The following is a 23,999-nucleotide window of genomic DNA, read 5'->3' as shown; positions in this document are numbered from 1 at the left end:
TCAGCGCCCGAGTTCGGCGCGGACCGCCTCGAGCGCCGCCGGGATCGCCCCGACGTCGCTGCCGCCGCCCTGGGCGAGGTCGGGCTTGCCGCCGCCGCCGCCGCCGAGGGTCGCAGCCATCGTCTTCGCCAACGCGCCGGCGTTCGCGCCGGCTTCCCGCGCAGCGGGCGAGGTCGCCACGATCGCGAGCGGCTTGCCGCCCACGTCCGCGGTCAGCGCGACGACGGATGCCGCGTCGCCGAGACGACCGCGCACCGCGGTGGCGAGCGAGCGCAGCTCGTCGCCGGAGCCGAGGGAACCGACGTGCTCGGCGACGAGGAGCACCTCGCCGACCCGGCCGGCGCGATCCGCGAGCGTCGGCACGCGGTCGTTCAGGGCCTTCGCCTCGAACGCCTGGATCTTCTTCTCCGCGGCCTTGAGATTCTGCACCAGCTCGCCGACGCGCTCGACGAGCTGACCCGACGGCGTCTTCAGGTTCTGGCTGAGCTCGGCGACCAGCGCGCGCTCGGCCGCGAACTGCCGGAACGCCTCGATGCCGACGAGCGACTCCACGCGGCGGTTGGATGCGCCGACCGAGGACTCGCCGACGATGTTGATCATGCCGATCTCGGCGCTCGTCGACACATGCGTGCCCGCGCAGAGCTCGCGCGACCACGGGCCGCCGATGTCGACGACGCGCACCACATCGCCGTACTTCTCGCCGAAGAGCGCCATCGCGCCGAGCGCCTTGGCCTCGTCGAGCGGCATCTCGCGGGTCACGACCTCGAGGTTCTGCCGGATCGCCGCGTTGGAGACCTCCTCGACCTCGCTGCGGGTCTCGGGCGAGAGCGCCTGGTTCCAGCCGTAGTCGAGCCGCAGGTAGCCGGCCTTGTTGAACGAGCCCGACTGGTGAGCGGTCGGCCCGAGCACCTCGCGCAGCGCGGCGTGCACGATGTGGGTGCCCGAGTGCGCCTGCGTCGCACCGCGTCGGTAGTCCTCGTCGACGAGCGTCGTGGCGGGCACTCCGACGCCGACCTCGCCGCGGGTGACCTTCACGGTGTGACTGATGAGCCCCTTCACGGGCTTCTGCACGTCGAGGACCTCGAGCTCGAACCCGTCGCCGACGATGCGACCCTGGTCGGGCGCCTGCCCGCCGGACTCCGCGTAGAGGCTCGTCTCGCTGAGGATCACTTCTGCGGTCTGGCCCGTCGTCGCGCGCTGCGCCGGACGGCCGTCGACCAGGATGCCGAGCACCGTGGAATCGGTGACGAGGTCGGTGTAGCCGCGGAAGATCGTCTCACCCTTCGCGCGGAACTCGCCGTACACGGAGAGGTCGGCGAGCACCTTCTTCTTCGACTTCGCGTCGGCCTTCGCCCGCGCACGCTGGTCGGCCATCAGCGAGTCGAACGCCTGCCGGTCGACCGCGAGTCCGGCCTCCTCGGCCATCTCGAGGGTCAGCTCGATCGGGAACCCGTAGGTGTCGTGCAGGAGGAACGCGGTGTCGCCCGCGAGCTGGGGCGCACCGGCATCCTTCGTCTTCGCGACGGCGACGTCGAGGATCGAAGTCCCCGATGCGAGGGTGCGCAGGAAGGTGTCCTCCTCGCCGAGGGCGAGCTGCTCGATGTGCGAGTAGTCGCGCTCCACCTCGGGGTAGGCGCTCTTCATCGCATCGCGCGACGCGGCGAACAGCTCGTGGAAGCTGGGGCCGTCGACACCGAGCAGTCGCATCGCGCGGATGGAGCGGCGCAGCAGCCGGCGGAGGATGTACCCGCGGCCCTCGTTCGACGGCGTGACGCCGTCGCTCATGAGCATGAGCGAGGAACGCACGTGGTCGGCGATGATGCGCATGCGCACGTCGTCCTCGTGCTCGGCGCCGTAGCGCCGACCCGAGAGCTCGGACGCGCGGTCGAGCACGGGGCGAACCTGGTCGATCTCGTACATGTTCTCGACGCCCTGCTTGATGAAGGCAACGCGCTCGAGGCCCATGCCGGTGTCGATGTTCTTCTTCGGCAGCGGTCCCACGACGTCGAAGTCGACCTTCGAGGTGACGTTCGTGATGAGCTCCTGCATGAACACGAGGTTCCAGATCTCGGTGAACCGGTTGTCGTCGACGGCCGGGCCGCCGTCGCGGCCGTACTTCGGACCGCGGTCGAAGTAGATCTCGGAGCACGGACCGCCCGGGCCGGGCTGGCCGGTGTGCCAGTAGTTGTCTTCCTTGCCGAGGCGCTGGATGCGCTCGGCGGGCAGCCCGGCGATCTTCTGCCAGAGCGCCGCCGCCTCGTCGTCGGTCTCGTACACCGTGACCCAGAGGTCGCGCTCGGCGAAGCCGAGGCCGCCGTCGGCCTCCGACCGGGTCAGCAGGTCCCAGGCGTACTCGATCGCGCCTTCCTTGAAGTAGTCGCCGAACGACCAGTTGCCGAGCATCTGGAAGAAGGTGCCGTGGCGGGCCGTCTTGCCGACCTCTTCGATGTCGTTCGTGCGGATGCACTTCTGCACGTCGACCGCGCGCGGGAAGGGTGCCGGCACCACGCCCGTGAGGTACGGCACGAACGGCACCATGCCGGCGACCGTGAAGAGCAGGGTCGGGTCGTCGGAGACGAGGGACGCCGACGGGACGACGGTGTGGCCGCGCTCGGCGAAGTAGTCGATGTAGCGACGGCTGATCTCGGCAGTCTGCATGGTTCCGTTCTGGATCTCGCGGCCCGCGATCGCGCGGGCGGGGGTATGGCTCGGGATGCCGCTCAGCGGTCGGACTCGGCCGGCGAAGCGCCGGCGCGCAGCTCGGCGTCGCGCTCGTGGTAGCCCTCGGCGATGGCCTGTCCGAACGCGCGGGCCTTCGCGTCGACCGCGGCGAAGAATTCGCGACCGGGCTCGGTCCGGTTGATCTGGTGCGCGACGACGAACCCCGCCGCGACGCCCGCGGCAAACCACAGAATGCTCTTCACGAGGGTGCTCCCTGATCGAATCGCCCGGCGACCGGCGCCGGCAGGCCTCGGACCAGTCTAGTGGCGGCGGATGCGGCGGCCGCCTGCCGGCCGCGCTCGCCGATCGGCCCGGGGACGACGACGGGGCCGCGGGAAGGTTCCCGCGGCCCCGTCGTTCCGACGCGACGCGTCAGCGAGCGGCGTAGTACTCGACGACCAGCTGCACGTCACAGGTGACGGGCACCTCGGCGCGCTTCGGGCGACGCACGAGCGTGACCTGGAGCTTGTCGAGCTCGACCTCGAGGTAGGCCGGGGTCTTGGGCAGGACGTCGACGTGACCGCCGGCGGCCGCGACCTGGAACGGCTCGGTGCCCTCGGAGCGCTGCTTCACGCCGACGACCTGGCCGGGCTTCACGCGGAACGAGGGGCGGTCGACGATCTTGCCGTCGACGAGGATGTGGCGGTGCACCACGAATTGGCGGGCCTGCGCGATGGTGCGGGCGAAGCCGGCACGCAGCACGAGGGCGTCGAGGCGCATCTCGAGCAGCTCGACGAGGTTCTCACCCGTCTGGCCCTCGGTGCGCTTGGCCTCGTTGTAGGCGATGCGCAGCTGCTTCTCGCGGATGCCGTACTGGGCGCGCAGGCGCTGCTTCTCGCGGAGGCGGACGGCGTAGTCGCTGTCCTGCTTGCGCTTGGTACGGCCGTGCTCACCGGGAGCGTACGGGCGCTTCTCCATGATGCGGGCGGCCTTCGGGGTGAGGGCGACGCCGAGCGCGCGGGAGAGGCGCGTCTTGCTGCGTGACTGGTTCGACACGAATGTCCTTTCGGAAGAATCTCAAGCGATTTCACGGCGCTGTCGTGCGCCGGAAAGTGTGTCAGAGGGATTCGCCAAGGGTGGATCGGCTACAGATCGCACCCGTTCGCCGGTGATCCTCTCGCAGCCGCACGCGAGAATCTGGCTTCAGGCCAGCGACCATGCTACCACGGCGAGCCCGGTCCGGCTTCTCGCGTCAGCGGTCGCCCCGCACGATCCGCCGGAGCTTCGCGAGGCGCGCCGACACGTCGCGCTCATTGCCGTGCTCGGTCGGCTCGTAGTACACGGCGCCGCGGAGCGTGTCGGGCAGGTACTGCTGCTCGACCACGCCGATCGCGTCGTCGTGCGGGTACCGGTAGCCCTTGCCGTGGCCGAGACGCTTCGCGCCCGGGTAGTGGGCGTCGCGCAGGTGCTTCGGAACCCGCCCCGCGCGGCCCTCGCGGACGTCGGCGATCGCCCGGTCGATGCCGAGGTACGCGGCGTTCGATTTCGGGGCGGTCGCGAGGTGCACGACCGCCTGAGCGAGCGGGATGCGCCCCTCCGGCATGCCGATGAACTGCACGGCGTCGGCGGCCGCGACGGCGACGCCGAGGGCCGTGGGATCGGCCAGGCCGATGTCCTCCGACGCGAGCACGATGATGCGGCGGGCGATGAACCGAGGATCCTCGCCGGCCTCGATCATCCGCGCGAGGTAGTGCAGCGCGGCGTCGACGTCGCTGCCCCGCACCGACTTGATGAAGGCGCTGATGACGTCGTAGTGCTCGTCCCCCGCGCGGTCGTAGCGCAGCAGGGCGCGGTCGACGGCGCGCGCGACGATCTCGGCGGTGATGACGGGAAGATCCGGCTCCGTCGCGGTACCGGCCTCATCGTCCTCGTCATCGGCCGCGTCCGCCTCGTCACGATCGCCGTCGCCGTCGACGGCGGATGCCTCGGCGGACACCGTGCCCGAGGCATCCGGCTCCCCCGTCGTCGCGACGCCGGCCGCCGAGACCGACGCCGCCTCGAGCGCCGTGAGCGCTCGACGCGCATCGCCCGAGGCGAGCCGGATGATCGCCGCCCGAGCCTCCGGATCGAGCCGGAACCGGCCGCCGAGCCCCCGCGCGTCGTCGACCGCGCGGTCGACGAGCACGCCGAGGTCGTCGTCGGACAGCGTCTCGAGCGTGAGCAGCAGCGAGCGGGAGAGGAGGGGCGAGATGACCGAGAACGACGGGTTCTCCGTCGTCGCCGCGACGAGGATGACCCAGCCGTTCTCGACGCCCGGCAGCAGCGCGTCCTGCTGGGCCTTGGTGAAGCGGTGGATCTCGTCGAGGAACAGCACCGTCGAGAGGCCGTAGAGGTCGCGGCTGGCCTGCGCCTCCTCCATCACCTGGCGCACGTCCCGCACGCCGGCGGTTACGGCCGAGAGCTCGACGAACTTCCGGCCCGACGATCGGGCGATGGCCTGCGCGATCGTCGTCTTGCCCGTGCCCGGCGGACCCCAGAGGATGACCGAGACGGACCCGGACGTGCCCGCGCGGTCGCCCGCGAGGGCGCGCAACGGAGAGCCGGGCGTCAGCAGATGCCGCTGACCGGCGACCTCGTCGAGGCTCGTCGGACGCATGCGCACTGCGAGCGGGGTCGCGCCGGCGCGCAGCCCCGGGCCGGACTCCACCATGCCCACCAGCGTAGCCGCGGCATCCGACAGCGCCCGCTGCGCGCCGTTTGGTGCCGCGTGCGCGCCCCCCGTAGCATCTCGTCGCAGGACCCCGAGAAGGAGCATGCGTGGCAGCCAACGACCGTCAGGCCCGTGAGGAGCGTGCGCGCCTGCGCACCTATCAGGCTCGCCAGGAGGTGCACCACCGCAAGCAGCGGCGTCGCGTGCGCGACAACCTCATCGCGGGCGGCGCCCTCGTGCTCGTCCTGGTCCTCGCCACCGCGGCCCAGCTGTTCTACTTCAACGGCGACCCCGGCGCGCCGGCCGCAACGCCCGAGCCGTCACCGTCGCCGAGCGCCTCCGCCGAGGAGGTCCCGTCCGCGGAGATCGCCGAAGACCGCACCTGGACGGGCACCCTCACGCTCAACGGCATCCCGCTCGCGGTCGAGCTCGACGGGGCCGCGGCCCCGCAGGCGGTGTCCTCCGAGATCAGCCTCGCGCAGTCTGGCTTCTACGACGGCACCAGCTGCCACCGGCTCACCACGGAGGGGATCTTCGTCCTGCAGTGCGGGGACCCCGCCGGAGACGGCACCGGCGGCCCCGGCTACTCCTACGGGCCCGTCGAGAACGCCCCGGCCGACGACCTCTACCCCGCCGGGACGCTCGCGATGGCCCGCCAGTCGGGCAACGGCGAGAGCCAGGGCAGCCAGTTCTTCATCGTCTACGCCGACTCGACCATCCCGTCGGACGCCGCGGGCGGCTACACGGTGATCGGGCGCGTCACGGGCGGACTGGACCAGCTCCAGGCCGCCGTCATCGACGCCGGAACCGCGGACGGCGCCGGCGACGGCGCCCCCGCCGTACCGGTGACGATCGACTCGTTCACGCTGGAGTAACGCGCCGGACGGCTCCTGAGCCGTGCAATAGGCTGTCTCCAGTGCGCCGCCGAGGGCGGCATCCGACCACGACAGGGTGAGGCCGTGACCGATTCAGACCAGCAACCGTGGGGCCGCGTCGACGAGACGGGCACCGTCTACGTTCGCACCGCCGACGGCGAGCGAGCCGTCGGACAGTACCCCGACGCGTCGGCTGAGGAAGCCCTGGCGTACTTCGAGCGGAAGTACGCCGACCTGGCCGGCCAGGTCGGGCTGCTCGAGCAGCGAGTCCGCCGCGGCGCACCCGCGGCCGACGTCGCCAAGGCGGTGGCGCACCTGCGCGAATCGGTGGCGGGCGCCAACGCGGTCGGCGACCTCGACGCGCTGGCCAAGCGACTGGAGGCCCTCTCCGGTTCGGCGCAGGAGCTCACCGAGCAGCAGCAGGCGGAGGCCCGTGCGGCCGTCGAGGCGGCGCTCGCCGAGCGCACCGCCATCGTGGAGCGAGCGGAACAGCTCGCCGCGCAGGACCCGCAGAAGACGCAGTGGAAGCAGACGTCGTCCGAACTCGACGCGCTCTTCGCGAGCTGGCAGCGGCACCAGCAGGACGGCCCCCGCCTGCCGAAGAACGAGGCCAACGAGCTCTGGAAGCGGTTCCGCACGGCCCGCTCGACGATCGAGACGCACCGCAAGGCGTTCTTCGCCGAGCTCGACGCCGCCCACCGCGACGTGCGCGCACGCAAGCAGCGCCTGATCGAGCGCGCCGAGGCCCTGGCCCCGCGCGGTGCCGACGGCGTCGCCGAGTACCGCAGCCTGCTCGACGAGTGGAAGCAGGCGGGTCGTGCGGGCAAGAAGCTCGACGACGCCCTCTGGGCGAAGTTCAAGGCGGCCGGCGACGTGCTCTTCCAGGCGAAGGCCGAGATCGACGCCCGTGACGACGAGGAGTATCGCGCGAACCTCGAGCAGAAGCTCGAACTGCTGACCGAAGCCGAGACCCTGCTCACGGCGACCGACCCGGCGGCGGCCCGCACGACGCTCAGCCGCATCCAGCGCCGCTGGGACGACATCGGCCGGGTTCCCCGCGATCAGGTGCGCACCGTCGAGGACCGCCTCCGGAAGGTCGAGCAGCACGTCCGCTCGCTCGAGGACGAGCGCTGGCAGCGCGAGGATCCCGAGAAGAAGGCGCGTTCCGAGGGTATGCTGGGCCAGCTGCAGGACGCCATCGCGAAGCTCGAGGCCGACCTCGCGGCGGCCGAAGCCGCCGGCGACGCCAAGGCGATCGCGGAGGCCAAGGAGGCGCTCGAGGCACGGCGAGCCTGGCTGAAGGCCGTCGGCGGCTGATCGCCGGTCACGTCCGCTCCCGCGCCGCCTCTCCACAGCGCCCCGCTCGGGAGGTTCTCCACACGGCGGCTCGCCACCGGGCGAGGTCGGCGACGGATGCGCCAGCATGGGAGCATGTCGCGACTGCCCGCCGTCCTCGGCACCGATGACCTTCCGCTCGCCGAACTCTGCGCCGCGCGGCTCGACGGCGACGTCATCGCCTGGCGCGACGGCTTCGTCCCGATCGACGAACCCGACCTGCCGGCCCTGCGGGCCCGCCTGCTCGCCCTCGGCGTCGACCGTGCGCTGGTGCTCGACCGCCGCTCCGCGGCGTGGGTCCACGGAGCCGGCCAGGTGGCCCCGGCGCGGACGCAGTTCTGCGTGGATGCCTCGGCGCGCACCACGGTGCGCGCCGAGCTCGGTCACGTGCGAGAGGTGACCCTCGACCCGGGCGATGTCGAGCTCATCGGCGAGGTGCGCTGCACCACGCGGGCGCGAACGGTGTACGACCTCGTGCGCGATCCCGACTCGACCGCGGCGGACCTCGGCCTCGTCGCCCAGCTGCTCCAGCCGCAGCCCGCGGTGGCCGTCGCCGTGCGCGACCGGCTCGAGGGGGCGTTCCGGTTGCCGTACAAGCGGGCGGCCCTGGCCCGGCTCGACGACGCCACGGTCCGCGCCGGATCCGTTCGCCTGAGTGCGTGAGCTCGGCGGCGGGCCGAACCCTCGGCGGCCCAGCGGTCGGGGCTAGCCGTCCGAGACGCGGTACACGTCGTAGACCGCGTCGATCCGGCGCACCGCGTTCAGCACGCGGTCGAGATGTGTCGTATCGCCCATCTCGAACACGAACCGGCTGAGCGCGAGACGATCCGTCGAGGTCGACACGTTCGCCGAGAGGATGTTCACGTGGTGCTCCGACAGCACGCGCGTGACATCCGACAGCAGCCCCGCGCGATCGAGCGCTTCGATCTGGATCTGCACGAGGAAGACGCTCTTCGAGCTCGGCGCCCACTCCACATCGATCATGCGCTCGGGCTCGCGCAGCAGCGACTGCACGTTGTGACAGGTGGCCTGGTGGACCGACACCCCGGAGCCGCGGGTGATGAAGCCCACGATCTCGTCCCCCGGCACGGGGGTGCAGCACCGGGCGAGCTTCACCAGGATGTCCGGCGCTCCGCGCACGAGCACACCCGAATCGCTGGACCGCGGCAGTTGGCGCGGCCTCGTCGAGATCGGCAGATCGGGCTCGTCGCTCTCGTCGACCTCGCGGACCAGCGCGAGCACCTTCTCGAGAACCGACTGCGTGGAGATGTGGCCCTCGCCGACGGCCGCGTAGAGCGAGGAGACATCGTCGTACCGCAGCTGGGCGGCGACCTCGGCGAACGACTCCTGGCTCATGAGCTTTTGCAGCGGGAGGTTCTGCTTGCGCATCGCGCGGGCGATCGCGTCGCGGCCGTGCTCGATGGCCTCGTCGCGGCGCTCCTTGGTGAACCACTGCCGGATCTTGTTCCGGGCGCGCGGGCTCTTGACGAACGTCAGCCAGTCCTTGCTGGGCCCGGAGTCGGGGTTCTTCGAGGTGAACACCTCGACGACGTCGCCGCTGTTCAGCTCGCTCTCGAGCGGCACCAGCCGCCCGTTGACCTTGGCGCCCATGGTGCGGTGCCCGACCTCGGTGTGCACGGCGTAGGCGAAGTCGACCGGCGTCGCGCCGGCGGGAAGGCCGATCACCCGTCCCTTCGGCGTGAAGACGTAGACCTCCTTCGCCCCGATCTCGAACCGCAGCGAGTCGAGGAACTCTCCGGGGTCGGCCGTCTCCGCCTGCCAGTCGGAGATGTGCGCGAGCCAGGCCATGTCGGTCTCGGTGGACGCCGCCTTGTCGTCGGCCCGACCGGCCATCCGCTCCTTGTACTTCCAGTGCGCCGCGACACCGTACTCGGCCCGCTGGTGCATGTCGTGCGTGCGGATCTGGATCTCGACGGCGCGGCCCTTCGGGCCGATGACCGTCGTGTGCAGCGACTGGTACAGGTTGAACTTGGGCGTCGCGATGTAGTCCTTGAAGCGACCGGGAAGCGGCGTCCACCGGGCGTGGATCGCGCCGAGCACGGCGTAGCAGTCGCGCACGGAGTTCACGAGCACGCGGATTCCGACGAGGTCGTAGATCTCGTCGAACTCGCGACCCCTGACGATCATCTTCTGGTAGATCGAGTAGTACTGCTTGGGCCGGCCGACGACCTTGCCGCGGATCTTCGCCGCCTTCAGGTCGTCGCTCACGAGATCGATGACGGTCTGCACGAACTCTTCGCGCTGCGGAGTGCGCTGCTTGACCAGGCTTTCGATCTCCGCGTAGAGCTTCGGATACAGCACCGCGAACGACAGGTCCTCGAGCTCCCACTTGATGGTCTGGATGCCGAGCCGGTGCGCGAGCGGCGCGTAGATCTCGAGGGTCTCGGTCGCCTTGCGCGACGCCGACTCCGCCGGGACGAAGCCCCAGGTACGGGCGTTGTGCAGTCGGTCGGCGAGCTTGATGATGAGGACGCGGATGTCCTTCGACATCGCCACGATCATCTTCCGGACGGTCTCGGCCTGGGTCGAGTCGCCGTACTTCACCTTGTCGAGCTTGGTCACCCCGTCGACGAGCATCGCGATCTCATCGCCGAAGTCCGCCCGCACCTGGTCGAGCGTGTACGCAGTGTCCTCGACGGTGTCGTGCAACAGCGCCGCGGCGACGGTCTTCGACCCGATGCCGAGGTCGGCGAGGATCTGCGCGACGGCGATGGGGTGCGTGATGTACGGCTCGCCGCTCTTGCGCTTCTGACCCTCATGAGCCCGATCCGCCACCTGGTAGGCGCGCTCGACGAGCGCGAGGTCGGCCTTGGGGTGGTGCATCCGCACGGTCCGCAGGAGCGTGTCGACCGCACCGGTCGACTGCGCGCGCGAGAAGATCCTGGGCACGAGACGGCGCAGCGACGCCGTCTGATTGACCCCGGTCTCCGTCACGCTCGCCACCTCCAGAGTTCGATTATCGCCGCTCGTGGGCGATCATCGGGCCGAACCGGCACGCGCTCTGGGCGAACGTCATGCGGAGGCGACCGCCGGAGCGTCGGCGGATGCCCCGGCCGCGCGCTCGCGCTCCTTCAGCACCTTGGCATCGTGACGCTTGATCGCCGGCTCGCCTTCGCGGAGCTGGGAGTACAGCGGAGCGGCGATGAACACGGTCGACCAGGTGCCGACCAGGATGCCGATGAGCAGCGCCAGCGAAATGTCTCGGAGCGTGTCCGCACCGAGCACGCCCGCCCCGATGAAGAGGATCGCCGCGACCGGCAGCGCCGCCACGACCGACGTGTTGATCGAGCGCACCAGCGTCTGGTTCACGGCCAGGTTCACCGACTCGGCGAACGTCCGCCGGGACTCCTGGCCGTCTTCCGCTGTGTTCTCCCGGATCTTGTCGAATACGACGACCGTGTCGTAGAGCGAGTAGCTGAGGATCGTCAGGATGCCGATCATCGCGGCCGGGGAGATCTCGAAGCCGACGGCGGCGTAGATGCCGACCGTGGCCACGAGGTCGGCCATGAGCGCGATGATCGCGGCCGCCGACATCTTCCAGGTGCGGAAGTACAGCGCCATGATGATCGCCGCGAGCAGCACGAAGGCGACGAGGCCGACGAGCGCCTGGCGCGTGACATCCGCGCCCCAGCTCGGGCCGATGAACGTAGACGTGACCTCCCCCTCGGGAACGTCGTACGCGGAGGCGAGCGCCGAGGTCACCTCGCGCGACTCCTCCTGCGTCAGCTGCTCGGTCTGCACGCGCACACCGCTCTCACCGACGACCGTGACCTTCGGAACTGACTCGGGAACGACCGAGTGCACGGCATCGACGGCCGGCTGAGCCGTGGCATCCTCGACGCCCGCGATCTGGAACTGCGAGCCGCCGGTGAACTCGATGCTGAAGTTCACCCCGCGGAGCAGCGGGATGGCGACGCTCAGGATGAGCAGGATGCCGGCGATGAGGTACCACTTCCGGCGCCCGCCGACGAAGTTGAAGGAGCGCTTGCCGGTGTAGAGGTCGTTGCCGAACGTCGTCAGTCGGTTGGCCATCATGACTCCTTGCCCTCGTCGGAGCCGACGCCGGCGGAGACCGCGGCCTTCCGCTCGGCGATCGTCTGGCGCTTCTGCGCTTCCTTCGAGCTCGACGCGACCTTGCGCGCGGGCACCGTCGCCGGCTTCCGGAACTCCGCCCGGCCTCGGTAGACCGCGCCGAGCGCGTTGGGGTCGAGGCCCGACCAGGGATTTCCGCTCGAGAAGAACTTCGTCTGCGCCAGCAGCTGCAGCATCGGGTGGGTGAACAGGATCACGACGATGACGTCGATGACCGTGGTGAGACCGAGCGTGTACGCGAAGCCCTTCACGCTGCCGACCGCCAGGATGAAGAGCACCACCGCGGCGAGCAGGTTGACGCCCTTGGAGGCGAGCACGGTGCGGAAGGCGCGCTTCCAGCCCGCTTCGACGGCGCCGACGAGGGGTCGGCCGTCGCGCAGCTCGTCACGGACGCGCTCGAAGTAGACGATGAACGAGTCGGCCGTGAAGCCGATGGCGACGATGAGGCCCGCGATGCCCGCGAGCGAGAGCCGGTACCCCTCGTACCACGACAGGATCGTGATCGCGAGGTAGGTGATGACCGCGGCGATGATGAGCGACGCGATGGTCACCGAGCCGAGCGCGCGGTACTGGAACAGCGTGTAGATGACCACCAGGATGAGGCCGATGAGACCGGCGATGAGGCCGGACTGCAGCTGCGACGTGCCGAGCGTCGGGGAGATCGTGTCGGTCGACTGCACCGTGAAGCTGATCGGCAGGGCGCCGAACTTCAGCTGGTCGGCGAGGGCTTTCGAGTCGGCCTGCTGGAACTGGCCGGTGATCTGGGGGCGACCGTCGGTGATGATGCCGTTCATGGACGGCGCCGAGAGCACGGCTCCGTCGAGCACGAACGCGAACTGGTCGCGCGGCGCCTGGTCCTTCAGACCGTACAGGCGGGTGCTGACCTCGGCGAAGTCCTCGGTGCCCTGGTCGTCGAAGACGATGTTGACGGCCCACTGGCCCGTGGTGGCGCCCGTGCTGGTCTGCACCATGCCGTTGGTGGCGTCGACGATGTGCTCACCGCTGACCTCCACCGGGCCGAGCAGGTACTTCACCGTGCGCGTCGTGTCGCACGTCACGAGCGGCTCGTCGGCCGGCGCGACGTTCGTGGCGTTCTCGTCCATCTCGGCGCAGTTGAAGTCGTCGTACTGCGCCTGCAGCGCCGGGGTCACCCAGTTCGGGTCGCTGCCGTCGGTCGGCTCGACGGTCGGCGTCGACGAGAGCTCCTCGGCGGGCTCGGTCGGCTCGGGCGACGCGCTCGGGTCGATCGATTCGTTCGTCGCGCCGCCGGCCAGCAGCACCGGGCGGAGCTCGAGCTTCGCGGACGACTGGATCCGCGCCGCGGTCTGCTCGTCGAGCTCGCCGGGGATGCGCACGACGACATTGCTGCCCTCGGTGTTGATCTCCGCCTCTGCGACGCCCGAGGCGTCGACGCGCTGACGGATGATCGCGACGGCCTGGTCGAGCTGCTCCTGGGAGGCCGTCTGGCCGTCTTCGAGCTGCGGCGCCAGGATGATCTGCGTGCCGCCCTCGAGGTCGAGCGCGAGCTTCGGCGTCCACGAGCCGCCGCCCCAGATGACTCCGGCGGCGTTGATCGCGAACAGACCGGCGATGATCACGCCGAGCCAGGTCAGCGACCGCCACGCCTTGCGGACCGGCGTCGGTCGTGAGGACCGCTTGGTAGGTGCAGCCACGTTGTGTGCCTTCTCTGGAGGCGCCCGCGCGTCATCGCGCGGGCGAAGCGACGGGGTGGGGGCTTAGTCGTCCGACTTCTTGGTGTCGGGGGTCTCGTCGGCCGGGGGCGTGTCGAGACGCTCGCCGAACTCGGGCTCGCCCGCGACGGGGGCCGCGGCCGCCTCGTCGGCGGCGGGCTCGGCCGCGTCGACCACGCGCGCGATCGTCTGGCGGTGCACCGTCAGCACCGTGCCGGGGCCGACCTCGAGCTGGACCTGGTTGTCTTCCTCGTCGATCGAGAGGATCGTGCCGAAGAGACCGAAGTTCGTCATCACCTTCGCGCCCGGCACCACCTTCGCCTGCAGCTCGCGCGCCTCGGCCTGACGCTTCCTGGAGTTGCGGAACATGAAGAAGATCAGGACCGCCAGGACGGCGAGCATGATGATGGTGAACGGATCGAAAGCCATGGGGACGAGTGAACCTTCCGAGGTGCGTCGCTGCGCACGAAGTCATGTGCAGGGCGGCGTGAGCCTCATTGGATTATAGGTCATCGATCGGAAGCGTCGATGCGGCATCCGACGCGCGCTCTGCGAGGCCGAAATGCCGCCATGCAGCAGGCGTCGCCACACGGCCCCGGGGCGTCCGCGTGAGCAGTCCGATCCGCACCAGGAACGGCTCGACGACCGCCTCGATCGTCTCGGCCTCCTCGCCGACCGACACGGCCAGCGTGTTCAGGCCGACCGGTCCCCCGCCGAACCGGGTGAGGATCGTGAGCATGACGGCGCGATCGAGGCGGTCGAGGCCGAGCGCGTCAACGTCGTAGAGCTCGAGCGCGGCGCGCACGGCCGCGACATCCGCTCCCCCGCTCGCGCCGGCGGGATGCACGAGCGCGTAGTCGCGGACGCGCCGCAGCAGCCGGTTGGCGATGCGCGGCGTGCCGCGGCAGCGGCCGGCGATCTCGGCGATGCCCTCGCGGTCGATCGTCAGGCCGAGCATGCCCGCCGCCCGGTGCAGCACCTGCTCGAGCTCGGCCTCGTCATAGAACTCCAGGTGGGCCGTGAAGCCGAACCGGTCGCGCAGCGGATTCGGCAGCAGGCCCGCGCGCGTCGTGGCGCCGACGAGCGTGAACGGCGCGAGATCGAGCGGCACCGAGGTGGCGCCGGCACCCTTGCCGACCATGATGTCGATGCGGAAGTCCTCCATCGCGAGGTAGAGCATCTCCTCCGCGGAGCGGGCCATGCGATGGATCTCGTCGATGAAGAGCACCTCCCCCGGAACGAGGGAGCTGAGAATCGCCGCGAGATCGCCGGCATGCTGGATCGCCGGCCCGCTCGACATCCGCAGCGGGCGCCCGCCCTCGTGGGCGACGATCATGGCGAGGGTCGTCTTGCCGAGGCCCGGAGGGCCGGCGAGCAGGATGTGGTCGGGCGTACGCTGCTGCAGTGCGGCCGCGGTGAGCAGCAGCTGGAGCTGACCGCGGACGCGGGTCTGGCCGACGAACTCGCCGAGGCTCTTCGGCCGGAGCGCGCCCTCGAAGGCGAGCTCCGCCTCCGAGGCCAGCACCGGGTCGGTGAGGTCGATGTCGAGGTCTCGCTCGTCGCTCATCGAGCCCTGCCCGCCTGCTGTGCCGGGCCGAGCCGGGCCAGCGTGAGCCGGAGGAGCGCGGGCACCGACGAAGCATCCGTCTCGGACGCGGTCTCGAGCGTCTCGTCGACCGCCTCGGCGGCGACGCGCTCGGACCAGCCGAGCCCGGTGAGGGCCGCCAGCACGCTCTCGGCGACGCCGCCCGTCGCGACGGGCGCACTCGCGGGACGCTCGGCGGCCGCCTGCAGCTTGCCCGCGAGGGAGACGGTGATGAGCTTGGCCGTCTTCGGCCCGATGCCGCTGACCTTGCGGAACACCGCGTCGTCTTCGCGGTGCACGGCCTCGGCGACCTGGTCGGGCGACAGCGCGGACAGCACGCCGAGCGCCGACTTCGGGCCGACGCCGGTGACGCCGATCAGCAGCTCGAACACGTCGAGCTCGTCGCGCGTGGCGAACCCGAAGAGGGTGAGCGCGTCGTCGCGGACGATCAACGAGGTGTGCACGGCGAGCTCATGCCCCTCGCGGGTGGCGAGGACGAGCGCGGGGGTGGTGTTCACGTGGAACCCGACTCCGCCGACGTCGATCACGACCGAACTGCCGGCGGCGACGAGGACACGGCCGCGAAGGGAGGAGATCACTCCTTCACCCTACGGGCGGCTCCCGACACGGCTGCGGAGCGCTCCGCGGCGAGCCACGCGCGCTGAGCGGGCGTGAGCCCGGCGGCATCCGCATCGACGCGCGTGCGCCCGGCCGCGCCCGCCTCGCGCACCGCCTCACCGGCGACTCCGCCCGTGCGCCACGCGTGGCAGATCGCGAGGGCCAGCGCGTCGGCGGCGTCGGCGGGCTTCGGCACCGCATCGAGGCCGAGGATGCGAGCGACCATCGCGCCGACCTGCTTCTTGTCGGCGCGGCCGTAGCCGGTGATGGCCGCTTTCACCTCGGAGGGGGTGTGCAGGGCGACGGGCAGCGCCCGCCGTGCGGCGATGAGCATCGCGACCCCGGAGATCTGCGCGGTGCCCATGATGGTGGACACGTCGGAACGCGCGAAGACGCGTTCGAGGGCCACCGCCTGCGGACGATGCTCCTCGACGATCGCCTCGAGCCCGTCGGCGATCCGCGCGAGGCGCCGCTCGATCGGCAGATCGGTCGGCGAACGCAGCACGACCACGTCGACGAGTCTCGCTCGGCGGTTCGGCTCGACGTCGACCACGCCCACGCCGCAGCGGGTGAGCCCGGGGTCGACGCCGAGCACCCGCATGGCGATCGGCTACTCCGCCTCGAGCTCGGCCTGCACCTCTGGCGACAGGTCGAAGTTGCTGTAGACGTTCTGCACGTCGTCGCTGTCCTCGAGCGCGTCGATGATGCGGAACACCTTCTTGGCGGTCTCGGCGTCGATCTCGACCTTGAGGTTGGGCACGAACTCCACGTCGGCCGACTCGTAGTCGAGCCCGGCCTCCTGGAGTGCGCTGCGCACGGTGACGAGGTCGGATGCCTCGGTGACGACCTCGAAGCCCTGCGGGTGCGCCTCGACCTCCTCGGCGCCCGCCTCGAGCGCGGCGAGCATCACGTCGTCCTCCGTGGTGCCCTCGCCGGAGACGACGATGACGCCCTTGCGGCTGAAGTTGTAGGCGACGCTGCCGGGGTCGGCGAGAGTGCCGCCGTTGCGGGACAGCGCCGTGCGGACCTCGGCGGCGGCGCGGTTCTTGTTGTCGGTGAGGCACTCGATCATGAGCGCGACGCCGGCGGGCCCGTACGCCTCGTACATGATCGACGTGTACTCGACCGCCTCGCCGCCGATGCCGGCGCCGCGCTTGATCGCACGATCGATGTTGTCGTTCGGCACCGAGGTCTTCTTGGCCTTCTGCACCGCGTCGTACAGGGTGGGGTTGCCGTTGAGGTCGGCGCCGCCGAGCTTGGCCGCGACCTCGATGTTCTTGATGAGCTTCGCGAACGACTTCGCACGACGCGCGTCGATGACGGCCTTCTTGTGCTTGGTCGTCGCCCACTTGGAATGCCCGGACATGAGTCTCCTGTATCCGCTTCGCGGCGGGTTCGCCCGCCGACAGCACATTCTAAGCCAGCGCGGACTCGACCCCCGCGTCGGCCGCGCGGTTCGGCCGCGGTGCTCCGACCGTCAGGCGAGCACCTTCCGGAGCGTCCGGAGGTTCCTGGTCGTGAGCTCGGGCGCGAACGGCGGCTTCGCGGTGACCTTCGCGAAGGGCGTCTTGAGCGTCGTTCCCTTCACGGGATTCCAGTACAGGACGCCGTCTCCCCGCTCGATCGGGTCCACGTCTTCGTCGAGCGGGCCGGCCGCGTCGAGCACGTCGCCGAGCACGGATGCCTCGGTGGCGAAGACCACGTACGGTTGTCGATCGCGGTCGGCGTCGTCGAACGGGAAGTCGTCGACGATCCGGCGGAGCCGGGCGAGCTCGACGAGGACGACATGCGCGTCGTACCCGAACCGCTCCTCGAGTGCGCCTTCGATCTTCCGTCGGAGCGCGGAGCTGCTCGACCGACCGGCACTGAAGACCACGTTGCCGCTTGCGAGCACGGTGCGCACGTCCTCGAACCCGAGGTCGGAGGCGAGCTCGCGCAACTCGGCCGACGTGATCGCGACTCCGCCCACGTTCACCCCGCGGAGCAGCGCCACCCACAGCGTCATGCCCGCGAGGCTACTCCGCGCCGCGGACCTTCGCCAGGAAGTACTCGTGGAAGCGGTGCTCGCCCGTGATCTCGGGGTGGAAGCTCGTGCCGAGCAGGCTGCCCTGCTCGACCGCGACCACGCGGCCGTCGTCGAGGGTCGCGAGCGCCCGCGCCTTGGGGCCCACGGATTCCACAACGGGTCCGCGGATGAACGCCGCATGGACGGGCGTGCTCCCGAGGGCGGGGACGTCGAGGTCCGTCTCGAACGACTGGTTCTGCGAGCCGAACGCGTTCCGCCGGACGGCGACATCGAGCCCGCCGAGGCTCTGCTGGCCGTCGATCGCGTCGAGCACGGTGTCGGCGAGCATGATGAGTCCCGCACATGTGCCGTAGACGGGCAGTCCGCGGGCGATGGCCGCGCGCAGCGGCTCTTGCAGTCCGAAGGTCCGTGACAGCTTGTCCATCACGGTCGACTCGCCGCCGGGGATGACGAGCCCGTCCACCGCGTCGAGCTCGGCGGGCCGACGGACGAGCGAGACCTCCGCCCCGAGCGAGCCCAGCACCCTCGCGTGCTCGCGGAAGTCGCCCTGCAGCGCGAGCACGCCGACGCGGGGTCGGGAGCCGGCCGCTGCGGCGCCGGTCGCTGTGGAGGATGCCGCGGCGGATGCGGCTTCCCCGAGCGATCGGCTCCTGAGGCTCGAGCTCACCAGCCGCGCTCGGCGAGCCGGTGCGGCGCCGGCAGATCGCCCACGTTGATGCCGACCATCGCCTCGCCGAGTCCGCGGGAGACCTCGGCGATCACCGATGGGTCGTCGTAGAAGGCGGTCGCCTTGACGACCGCGGCGGCCCGCGCCTCGGGGTTGCCCGACTTGAAGATGCCGGAGCCGACGAACACGCCGTCGGCTCCCAGCTGCATCATCATCGCGGCGTCGGCCGGGGTGGCGACCCCGCCGGCGGTGAACAGCACGACCGGCAGCTTCCCGGTCTCGGCGACCTCGGCGACGAGTTCGTACGGCGCCTGCAGCTCCTTCGCGGCGACGTAGAGCTCGTCCTTGGTCATCGAGCGGAGCTGGTTGATCTCCGCAGTGATCTTGCGGATGTGCTTGGTCGCCTCAGAGACGTCTCCGGTGCCGGCCTCGCCCTTGGAGCGGATCATCGCGGCGCCTTCGTTGATGCGGCGGAGCGCCTCGCCGAGGTTCGTGGCGCCGCAGACGAACGGCGTGTTGAACGCCCACTTGTCGATGTGGTTGACGTAGTCGGCCGGCGAGAGCACCTCGGACTCGTCGATGTAGTCGACGTCGAGGGCCTGCAGCACCTGCGCCTCGACGAAGTGTCCGATCCGGGCCTTCGCCATGACCGGGATCGAGACCTCGGCGATGATGGCCTCGATCAGGTCGGGATCGCTCATGCGGGCCACGCCGCCCTGGGCGCGGATGTCGGCCGGCACGCGCTCGAGCGCCATGACGGCCACGGCGCCGGCGTCCTCGGCGATGCGGGCCTGCTCGGGGGTGACGACGTCCATGATGACGCCGCCCTTCAGCATCTCGGCGAGGCCGCGCTTCACGCGGCTGGAGCCCGTCTCGGGTACGGTCACTGGGAATCCTCTCGACGGGCGGACGAACGCGTCACGCAACGGAACAGAACAACGGGGCGATTGTCCTAGGCCAAAAGATAGCATGGTCGAACGCGACAGGAAGGACCACGACGTGATCGTCGACATCGAGGGACGCTCGGCGGCGGAGATCGCCGGCAGCCTCCGCGCGCTGATCGAGCGCGGCACCCTCAGGCCCGGCGACGCGCTCCCTCCAGTGCGGACGCTCGCCGAGCAGCTCGGCGTCAACCGCAACACCGCGGTCGCCGCGTACCGCCAGCTCACGAACGCGGGCGTCGTCGTCACGCTCGGCCGCGGCGGCACCCGCGTCGCGGGCACCGCTTCCGTCGCCCAGGAGGGCTTCGCCGCCGACACCGCGCTGCGCGACATCGGCACGGGCAATCCGGATGCCTCCCGCATCCCCGACCCGTCCGCCGCGCTCGCGCGCATCGCCGGTCGCCCGGTGCTCTACGGCGAACCCGTGATCGATCCCGACCTCGAGCGCTGGGCCGACGCATGGATGCGCCGCGACCTGCCCGACGGCACGCCGATGCGACTCACCGTGACGAGCGGCGCGGCCGACGCCGTCGAACGCCTGCTCGCGCAGGCGCTGACCCGCGACGACGCCGTCGCGCTCGAAGACCCCTGCTTCCTCACCAGCATCCACACCGTCCGCGTGGCGGGGTACCGGCCGGTCGCCGTGCCGGTCGACGACAAGGGGATGACCGTCGACGGCCTCCGCGCGGCCCTCGAGCAGGGCGTGCGGGCCGTCATCTGCACCCCGCGGGCGCAGAACCCCACGGGCGCCAGCCTCTCGGAGCGTCGTGCGGCCGAGTTGCGGGCAGTCCTCCGCGACCATCCGTACGTGCTCGTCATCGAAGACGACCACTACTCCCTGCTGTCCCGCAAGCCGTACCACTCGCTCATCGACCCGCACCACCGGCGGTGGGCCCTCGTGCGCTCGGTGTCGAAGTTCCTCGGACCCGACATGTGCCTCGCCGTCACCGCCTCGGACCCCGAGACCGCCGACCGGCTCGCCATGCGGCTGACGCCCGGCACGACGTGGGTGAGCCATCTGCTGCAGCGGCTCGTGCATGCCCTCGCGACCGACCCTGAGGTCGCGGCCGGCATCCGCGCGGCGGGTGAGTACTACGCCGCGCGCAACACCGAATTCGCCGAGCTGCTCGCGGCCGAGGGTCTGCCGACCGACCCGGGCGACGGGCTGAACGTCTGGGTGCCCCTCGGAGTTCCCGCTCGCGCCGTGACCGAGCAGCTGATGCGCCGCGGCTGGCTCGCCCGCCCGGGCGACGAATTCGCCGTGGGCGACGCCGCGGCATCCGAACGCCTCCGGCTCACCGTGCACGACCTCGACGACGTCGAGCTCGCGCGACTCGCGGCCGACCTCGGGGCGTCGGTCCGCGCCGTCCGCGACTGATCCGGTCGCGGATCGGCGCGGCCCGGATCAGGCCGGCCAGGCGCCGGCGATCTCGGCGCGCACCTCTCCGAGGAGCCGAGGCAGCGCCTTCGTGCCCGCGATGATCGGGAAGAAGTTCGCATCGAGCGCCCAGCGCGGCACGATGTGCTGGTGCAGGTGCTCGGCGATGCCGGCACCGGCGATCCGCCCCTGGTTCATGCCGATGTTGAAGCCGTCGCAGCGCGAGACCTGCTTCACCACGCGCATGGCCGTCTGGGTGAGCTCGCCGATCTCGGCGACCTCCTCGGCGCTCGCCTGGTCGTAGGTCGCGATGTGGCGGTACGGGCACACGAGCAGGTGCCCGCTGTTGTACGGATACAGGTTCAGCAGCACGTACGCATGCACCCCGCGCGCGACGATCAGCGACTGCTCGTCGTCGAGCTCGGGGGCATGGCAGAACGGGCACGTGTGCTCGTCGGGCTGCTCGCCCTGGTTGATGTAGACCAGCCGGTGCGGCGTCCAGAGGCGCTGGAACGCGTCGGGCACAGCGGCGAACCCGCTCGAATCCGTGGTGGGCACGCCGTCGAATTCGTCGGGTCGGTAGTTGCCGCTCATGCGCCGACTCCCCCGGTCACGCGAACAGATCGTCGCGGGTCAGCACCTGTCGGTGGTCGGCGATGGACGCCCGGATGAGTTCGATCGCCCGGGCGACGGGCACGCCGTTCTCCTGGCTGCCGTCGCGGAACCGGAAGCTCACCGTCTCGGCCGATCGATCGTTCTCCCCCGCGATGAGCTGGTAGGGCACCTTCTGCGTGGTGTGGGTGCGGATCTTCTTCTGCATACGGTCGTCGCTCGTGTCGAGCTCGGCGCGGACGCCGGCCCCCTTCAGCTGCTCGAGGATCGCGCCGAGGTACGGTGCGTACTCGTCGGCGACCGGGATACCGACCACCTGCACGGGTGCGAGCCACACGGGGAACACGCCGGCGTAGTGCTCGAGCAGGATCGCGAAGAACCGCTCGATGGAGCCGAACAGCGCCCGGTGGATCATGATCGGCCGGTGCTTCTCACCGTCGGACCCGGTGTACTCCAGCTCGAACCGCTCGGGCAGGTTCGGGTCGACCTGCACGGTCGACAGCTGCCAGGTGCGGCCGATGGCGTCGCGGGTCTTCAGGTCGATCTTCGGCCCGTAGAACGCGGCCTCGCCCGGCACCTCGGTGAGCTTCAGTCCGCTCGCGAGCGCCACGTTGCGCAGGGCGTTCGTCGAGTACTCCCAGAACTCGTCCGAGCCGATCCACTTCGACTTCTCGTCGTCGCGCATCGAGAGCTCGAGCTCGAAGTCCTCGAGGCCGAAGTCGCGGAGCATGGAGATGACGAACTCGAGGACGCGGGTGGCCTCCTCCTCCAGCTGCTCGGGCGTGACGAAGAGGTGCGAGTCGTCCTGCGTGAAGCCGCGCACGCGCGTGAGCCCGTGCAGCGCGCCGGACAGCTCGTTGCGGTACACCGTGCCGTTCTCGGCGAGCCGCATCGGCAGATCGCGATAACTGCGGGCGCGCTCCTTGTAGATGAGGATGTGCATGGGGCAGTTCATGGGCTTCAGGTAGTAGTCCTGGCCCTGCTTGGTGATGTTGCCCTCGGCGTCGCGCTCCTCGTCCATCACGATGGGCGGGAACATGCCCTCCTTGTACGTGACGAGGTGGTTGGAGGTGAGGAAGAGGTCTTCCTTCGAGATGTGCGGGGTGTACACGTAGGTGTACCCGCCCTCGATGTGCCGGCGGCGGGCGTGCTGCTCCATCTCGCCGCGGACGATGCCGCCCTTGGGATGCCACACCGAGAGGCCCGACCCGATCTCGTCGGGGAAGCTGAACAGGTCGAGTTCCTTGCCGAGCTTGCGGTGGTCGCGCTTGGCGGCCTCTTCGAGGCGGTGCTGGTACGCGCGCAGCTCGTCCTTGGTGGGCCACGCGGTGCCGTAGATGCGCTGCAGCTGCGGGTTCTTCTCGCTGCCCCGCCAGTACGCTCCGGCGACGCGCATGAGCGCCCAGCCGTTGCCGATCATCCGGGTGTTCGGCAGGTGCGGCCCCCGGCAGAGGTCCTTCCAGACGGTTTCGCCGGTCTTCGGGTCGACGTTGTCGTAGATGGTCAGCTCGCCGGCGCCCACCTCGACCGACTCGTGGTCGTCGCCGCTGCCAGCGCCGTGGCCGGCGGAGCCCTTGAGTCCGATGAGCTCGAGCTTGTACGGCTCGTCAGCGAGCTCGGCCCGGGCCTCGTCATCGGTCACGACCCGGCGGACGAAGCGCTGCCCGGCGCGCACGATCCTGGCCATCTCCTTGTCGAGCGCCTTGAGGTCGTCGGTGCTGAACGCGTCGGCGACGTCGAAGTCGTAGTAGAAGCCGTCGGTCACGGGTGGGCCGATGCCGAGCTTCGCCTCGGGGTTCACGGCCTGCACCGCCTGCGCGAGCACGTGCGCCGTGGAGTGCCGCAGGATGTTCAGCCCGTCGGGCGAATCGATCGTCACGGGTTCGACGACGTCGGAGTCCGTCACCGTCGTGGCGAGGTCCTTGAGCTCGCCGTTGACGCGCATCGCGACAACGGATCGGTCGGTGAAGAGCTCGAAGCCGTCGGCCACCTTGGATCCACTTCCTTCTCGTCGAACAGATCCCTACAACTGTAGTGCGCCGGGCGGTGCGGTCAGGGACGGCCCGGATGCCTCGCCCCGGCCGGGCTCCTACCGTGTCGGCATGTCTGACATGGATGCCACCGCCCGTGTCGACGACGCCCTTCTCGGGGCCGCGCCGGCACGACTCGCCCACCCGGGCTTCGAGCCCGATCTCAGCGCCGAGGACTGGGCTGCAAAGTTCCGCCTCGACGACCTCCTGCACGTTCCCTTCCACTTCCCGCCGTTCGAGGTCATCAGCGCCGCGAACCCGGTCGGCCGCGGCCGCACGAACTTGACGCTCGTCCGTCCGCTCGTGGTGCAGACCGATGCGGCCGAGCCTCATGCGGCGTTCGATCGGCGCGAATCGCCCGACCGCAATCCCGCCGTGTCGGTGCACTTCGCTCCGGCCGCGTACGGCGTCACCGCGGCGGGCACGTACGTGTTCACGTTCGCGGTGGATGCCCCGCAGCGGTGCGCGTTCCGCCCGTCGGGGTTCGCCGGCAGCGGCACCGTGGACGCGCCGGGGCTGATCCGGTTCAGCGGACGCCGCACCATCACGGTGATCCTGCGGAACGTCCCGGCCGGGCAGGAGGTGTTCGCCGCGATCGAGCAGACGGACGGCGCGTCGTGGTCGTGGTTCACGACCTCGATCGGCCGTCCGCCCATCGTGATCGGATCCGTGCTCCAGCCGTGACGACGACGGAGCGCTTCCGTCGGCGAACGCAAGCGGAAGCTCCGCTTGGCGTCGTCACTTCCATGGTTTTGCG

General features: G+C 70.5%; 22 protein-coding genes. 5 read left to right on the top strand and 17 right to left on the bottom strand.

Going from position 1 to position 23,999, the window contains the following annotated elements; translation table 11 throughout:
• The 4 genes from alaS to ABIQ69_RS07735 form a co-directional block, all read right to left on the bottom strand.
• A complete protein-coding gene (gene alaS / locus ABIQ69_RS07750) occupies window positions 1-2,658 on the bottom strand; it encodes an alanine--tRNA ligase (RefSeq protein WP_350349782.1) in 2,658 nt (885 codons plus the stop codon).
• Window positions 2,659-2,720: 62 nt separating this feature from the next.
• Window positions 2,721-2,924 carry a hypothetical protein gene (locus ABIQ69_RS07745; protein ID WP_350349781.1) on the bottom strand — a complete coding sequence of 68 codons (204 nt, stop codon included), beginning with the start codon at window positions 2,922-2,924 and terminating at the stop codon, window positions 2,721-2,723.
• Window positions 2,925-3,093: 169 nt separating this feature from the next.
• On the bottom strand, window positions 3,094-3,717 hold the full coding sequence (gene rpsD / locus ABIQ69_RS07740) for a 30S ribosomal protein S4 (protein ID WP_350349780.1): 624 nt from the start codon (window positions 3,715-3,717) through the stop codon (window positions 3,094-3,096).
• Window positions 3,718-3,913: 196 nt separating this feature from the next.
• The gene (locus tag ABIQ69_RS07735) at window positions 3,914-5,371 is read right to left on the bottom strand and encodes a replication-associated recombination protein A (RefSeq protein ID WP_350349779.1); all 1,458 of its coding nucleotides are present in this window, start codon (window positions 5,369-5,371) and stop codon (window positions 3,914-3,916) included.
• Window positions 5,372-5,478: 107 nt separating this feature from the next.
• On the opposite strand from ABIQ69_RS07735, the gene ABIQ69_RS07730 reads away from it, so the two are divergent.
• The 3 genes from ABIQ69_RS07730 to ABIQ69_RS07720 all read left to right on the top strand — a co-directional run bounded on the left by ABIQ69_RS07730 (window position 5,479) and on the right by ABIQ69_RS07720 (window position 8,244).
• Window positions 5,479-6,246: a peptidylprolyl isomerase gene (locus ABIQ69_RS07730; RefSeq protein ID WP_350349778.1), complete on the top strand. Its 768-nt coding sequence runs from the start codon at window positions 5,479-5,481 to the stop codon at window positions 6,244-6,246.
• 84 nt (window positions 6,247-6,330) lie between these two features.
• The gene (locus ABIQ69_RS07725) at window positions 6,331-7,563 is read left to right on the top strand and encodes a DUF349 domain-containing protein (protein ID WP_350349777.1); all 1,233 of its coding nucleotides are present in this window, start codon (window positions 6,331-6,333) and stop codon (window positions 7,561-7,563) included.
• A gap of 114 nt (window positions 7,564-7,677) precedes the next feature.
• Window positions 7,678-8,244 carry a hypothetical protein gene (locus ABIQ69_RS07720; RefSeq protein WP_350349776.1) on the top strand — a complete coding sequence of 189 codons (567 nt, stop codon included), beginning with the start codon at window positions 7,678-7,680 and terminating at the stop codon, window positions 8,242-8,244.
• Between the two features lie 42 nt (window positions 8,245-8,286).
• On the opposite strand, the gene ABIQ69_RS07715 is transcribed toward ABIQ69_RS07720, so the two are convergent.
• From ABIQ69_RS07715 to pdxS, 11 genes are all read right to left on the bottom strand, one after another.
• The gene (locus ABIQ69_RS07715; protein WP_350349775.1) at window positions 8,287-10,536 is read right to left on the bottom strand and encodes a bifunctional (p)ppGpp synthetase/guanosine-3',5'-bis(diphosphate) 3'-pyrophosphohydrolase; all 2,250 of its coding nucleotides are present in this window, start codon (window positions 10,534-10,536) and stop codon (window positions 8,287-8,289) included.
• Window positions 10,537-10,614: 78 nt separating this feature from the next.
• The gene (gene secF / locus ABIQ69_RS07710) at window positions 10,615-11,634 is read right to left on the bottom strand and encodes a protein translocase subunit SecF (protein ID WP_350349774.1); all 1,020 of its coding nucleotides are present in this window, start codon (window positions 11,632-11,634) and stop codon (window positions 10,615-10,617) included.
• Entirely contained in the window at window positions 11,634-13,367 is a 1,734-nt protein-coding gene (gene secD, locus ABIQ69_RS07705) for a protein translocase subunit SecD (protein WP_350349773.1), read from the bottom strand. Before secD ends, secF begins: the two co-directional genes overlap by 1 nt.
• A gap of 63 nt (window positions 13,368-13,430) precedes the next feature.
• Complete coding sequence (yajC, locus tag ABIQ69_RS07700) at window positions 13,431-13,814, bottom strand: preprotein translocase subunit YajC (RefSeq protein WP_350349772.1); 384 nt, start codon at window positions 13,812-13,814, stop codon at window positions 13,431-13,433.
• A 73-nt stretch (window positions 13,815-13,887) separates the two neighbouring features.
• Window positions 13,888-14,952 (bottom strand): Holliday junction branch migration DNA helicase RuvB, encoded by a 1,065-nt coding sequence (ruvB, locus tag ABIQ69_RS07695; protein ID WP_350349771.1) that lies wholly within the window; start codon window positions 14,950-14,952, stop codon window positions 13,888-13,890.
• Entirely contained in the window at window positions 14,949-15,569 is a 621-nt protein-coding gene (ruvA, locus tag ABIQ69_RS07690; protein WP_350349770.1) for a Holliday junction branch migration protein RuvA, read from the bottom strand. Before ruvA ends, ruvB begins: the two co-directional genes overlap by 4 nt.
• Complete coding sequence (ruvC, locus tag ABIQ69_RS07685) at window positions 15,566-16,189, bottom strand: crossover junction endodeoxyribonuclease RuvC (protein WP_350349769.1); 624 nt, start codon at window positions 16,187-16,189, stop codon at window positions 15,566-15,568. Before ruvC ends, ruvA begins: the two co-directional genes overlap by 4 nt.
• Before the next feature lie 9 nt (window positions 16,190-16,198).
• Window positions 16,199-16,954 carry a YebC/PmpR family DNA-binding transcriptional regulator gene (locus tag ABIQ69_RS07680; protein ID WP_350349768.1) on the bottom strand — a complete coding sequence of 252 codons (756 nt, stop codon included), beginning with the start codon at window positions 16,952-16,954 and terminating at the stop codon, window positions 16,199-16,201.
• Between the two features lie 111 nt (window positions 16,955-17,065).
• Entirely contained in the window at window positions 17,066-17,593 is a 528-nt protein-coding gene (locus tag ABIQ69_RS07675; RefSeq protein WP_350349767.1) for a DUF1697 domain-containing protein, read from the bottom strand.
• 10 nt (window positions 17,594-17,603) lie between these two features.
• Window positions 17,604-18,176 carry a pyridoxal 5'-phosphate synthase glutaminase subunit PdxT gene (gene pdxT, locus ABIQ69_RS07670; RefSeq protein ID WP_350349986.1) on the bottom strand — a complete coding sequence of 191 codons (573 nt, stop codon included), beginning with the start codon at window positions 18,174-18,176 and terminating at the stop codon, window positions 17,604-17,606.
• A 101-nt stretch (window positions 18,177-18,277) separates the two neighbouring features.
• The gene (pdxS, locus tag ABIQ69_RS07665; protein WP_350349766.1) at window positions 18,278-19,168 is read right to left on the bottom strand and encodes a pyridoxal 5'-phosphate synthase lyase subunit PdxS; all 891 of its coding nucleotides are present in this window, start codon (window positions 19,166-19,168) and stop codon (window positions 18,278-18,280) included.
• A gap of 82 nt (window positions 19,169-19,250) precedes the next feature.
• On the opposite strand from pdxS, the gene ABIQ69_RS07660 reads away from it, so the two are divergent.
• A complete protein-coding gene (locus tag ABIQ69_RS07660; protein ID WP_350349765.1) occupies window positions 19,251-20,600 on the top strand; it encodes an aminotransferase class I/II-fold pyridoxal phosphate-dependent enzyme in 1,350 nt (449 codons plus the stop codon).
• Window positions 20,601-20,627: 27 nt separating this feature from the next.
• On the opposite strand, the gene ABIQ69_RS07655 is transcribed toward ABIQ69_RS07660, so the two are convergent.
• Window positions 20,628-21,194, bottom strand: coding sequence for an HIT domain-containing protein (locus ABIQ69_RS07655; protein WP_350349764.1), 567 nt, complete (start codon window positions 21,192-21,194; stop codon window positions 20,628-20,630).
• Window positions 21,195-21,210: 16 nt separating this feature from the next.
• A complete protein-coding gene (gene thrS / locus ABIQ69_RS07650) occupies window positions 21,211-23,157 on the bottom strand; it encodes a threonine--tRNA ligase (RefSeq protein WP_350349985.1) in 1,947 nt (648 codons plus the stop codon).
• A gap of 157 nt (window positions 23,158-23,314) precedes the next feature.
• Between thrS and ABIQ69_RS07645 the strand changes: the two genes are divergently transcribed.
• Entirely contained in the window at window positions 23,315-23,926 is a 612-nt protein-coding gene (locus ABIQ69_RS07645) for a hypothetical protein (RefSeq protein ID WP_350349763.1), read from the top strand.
• Window positions 23,927-23,999: the final 73 nt, after the last annotated feature.

Source organism: Agromyces sp. G08B096 (genome assembly GCF_040267705.1).
In the GTDB taxonomy this organism is placed as follows: domain Bacteria; phylum Actinomycetota; class Actinomycetes; order Actinomycetales; family Microbacteriaceae; genus Agromyces.
The sequence above is the reverse complement of the archived record's forward strand: the minus strand, read 5'-3'. Positions and strand labels throughout refer to the sequence as shown.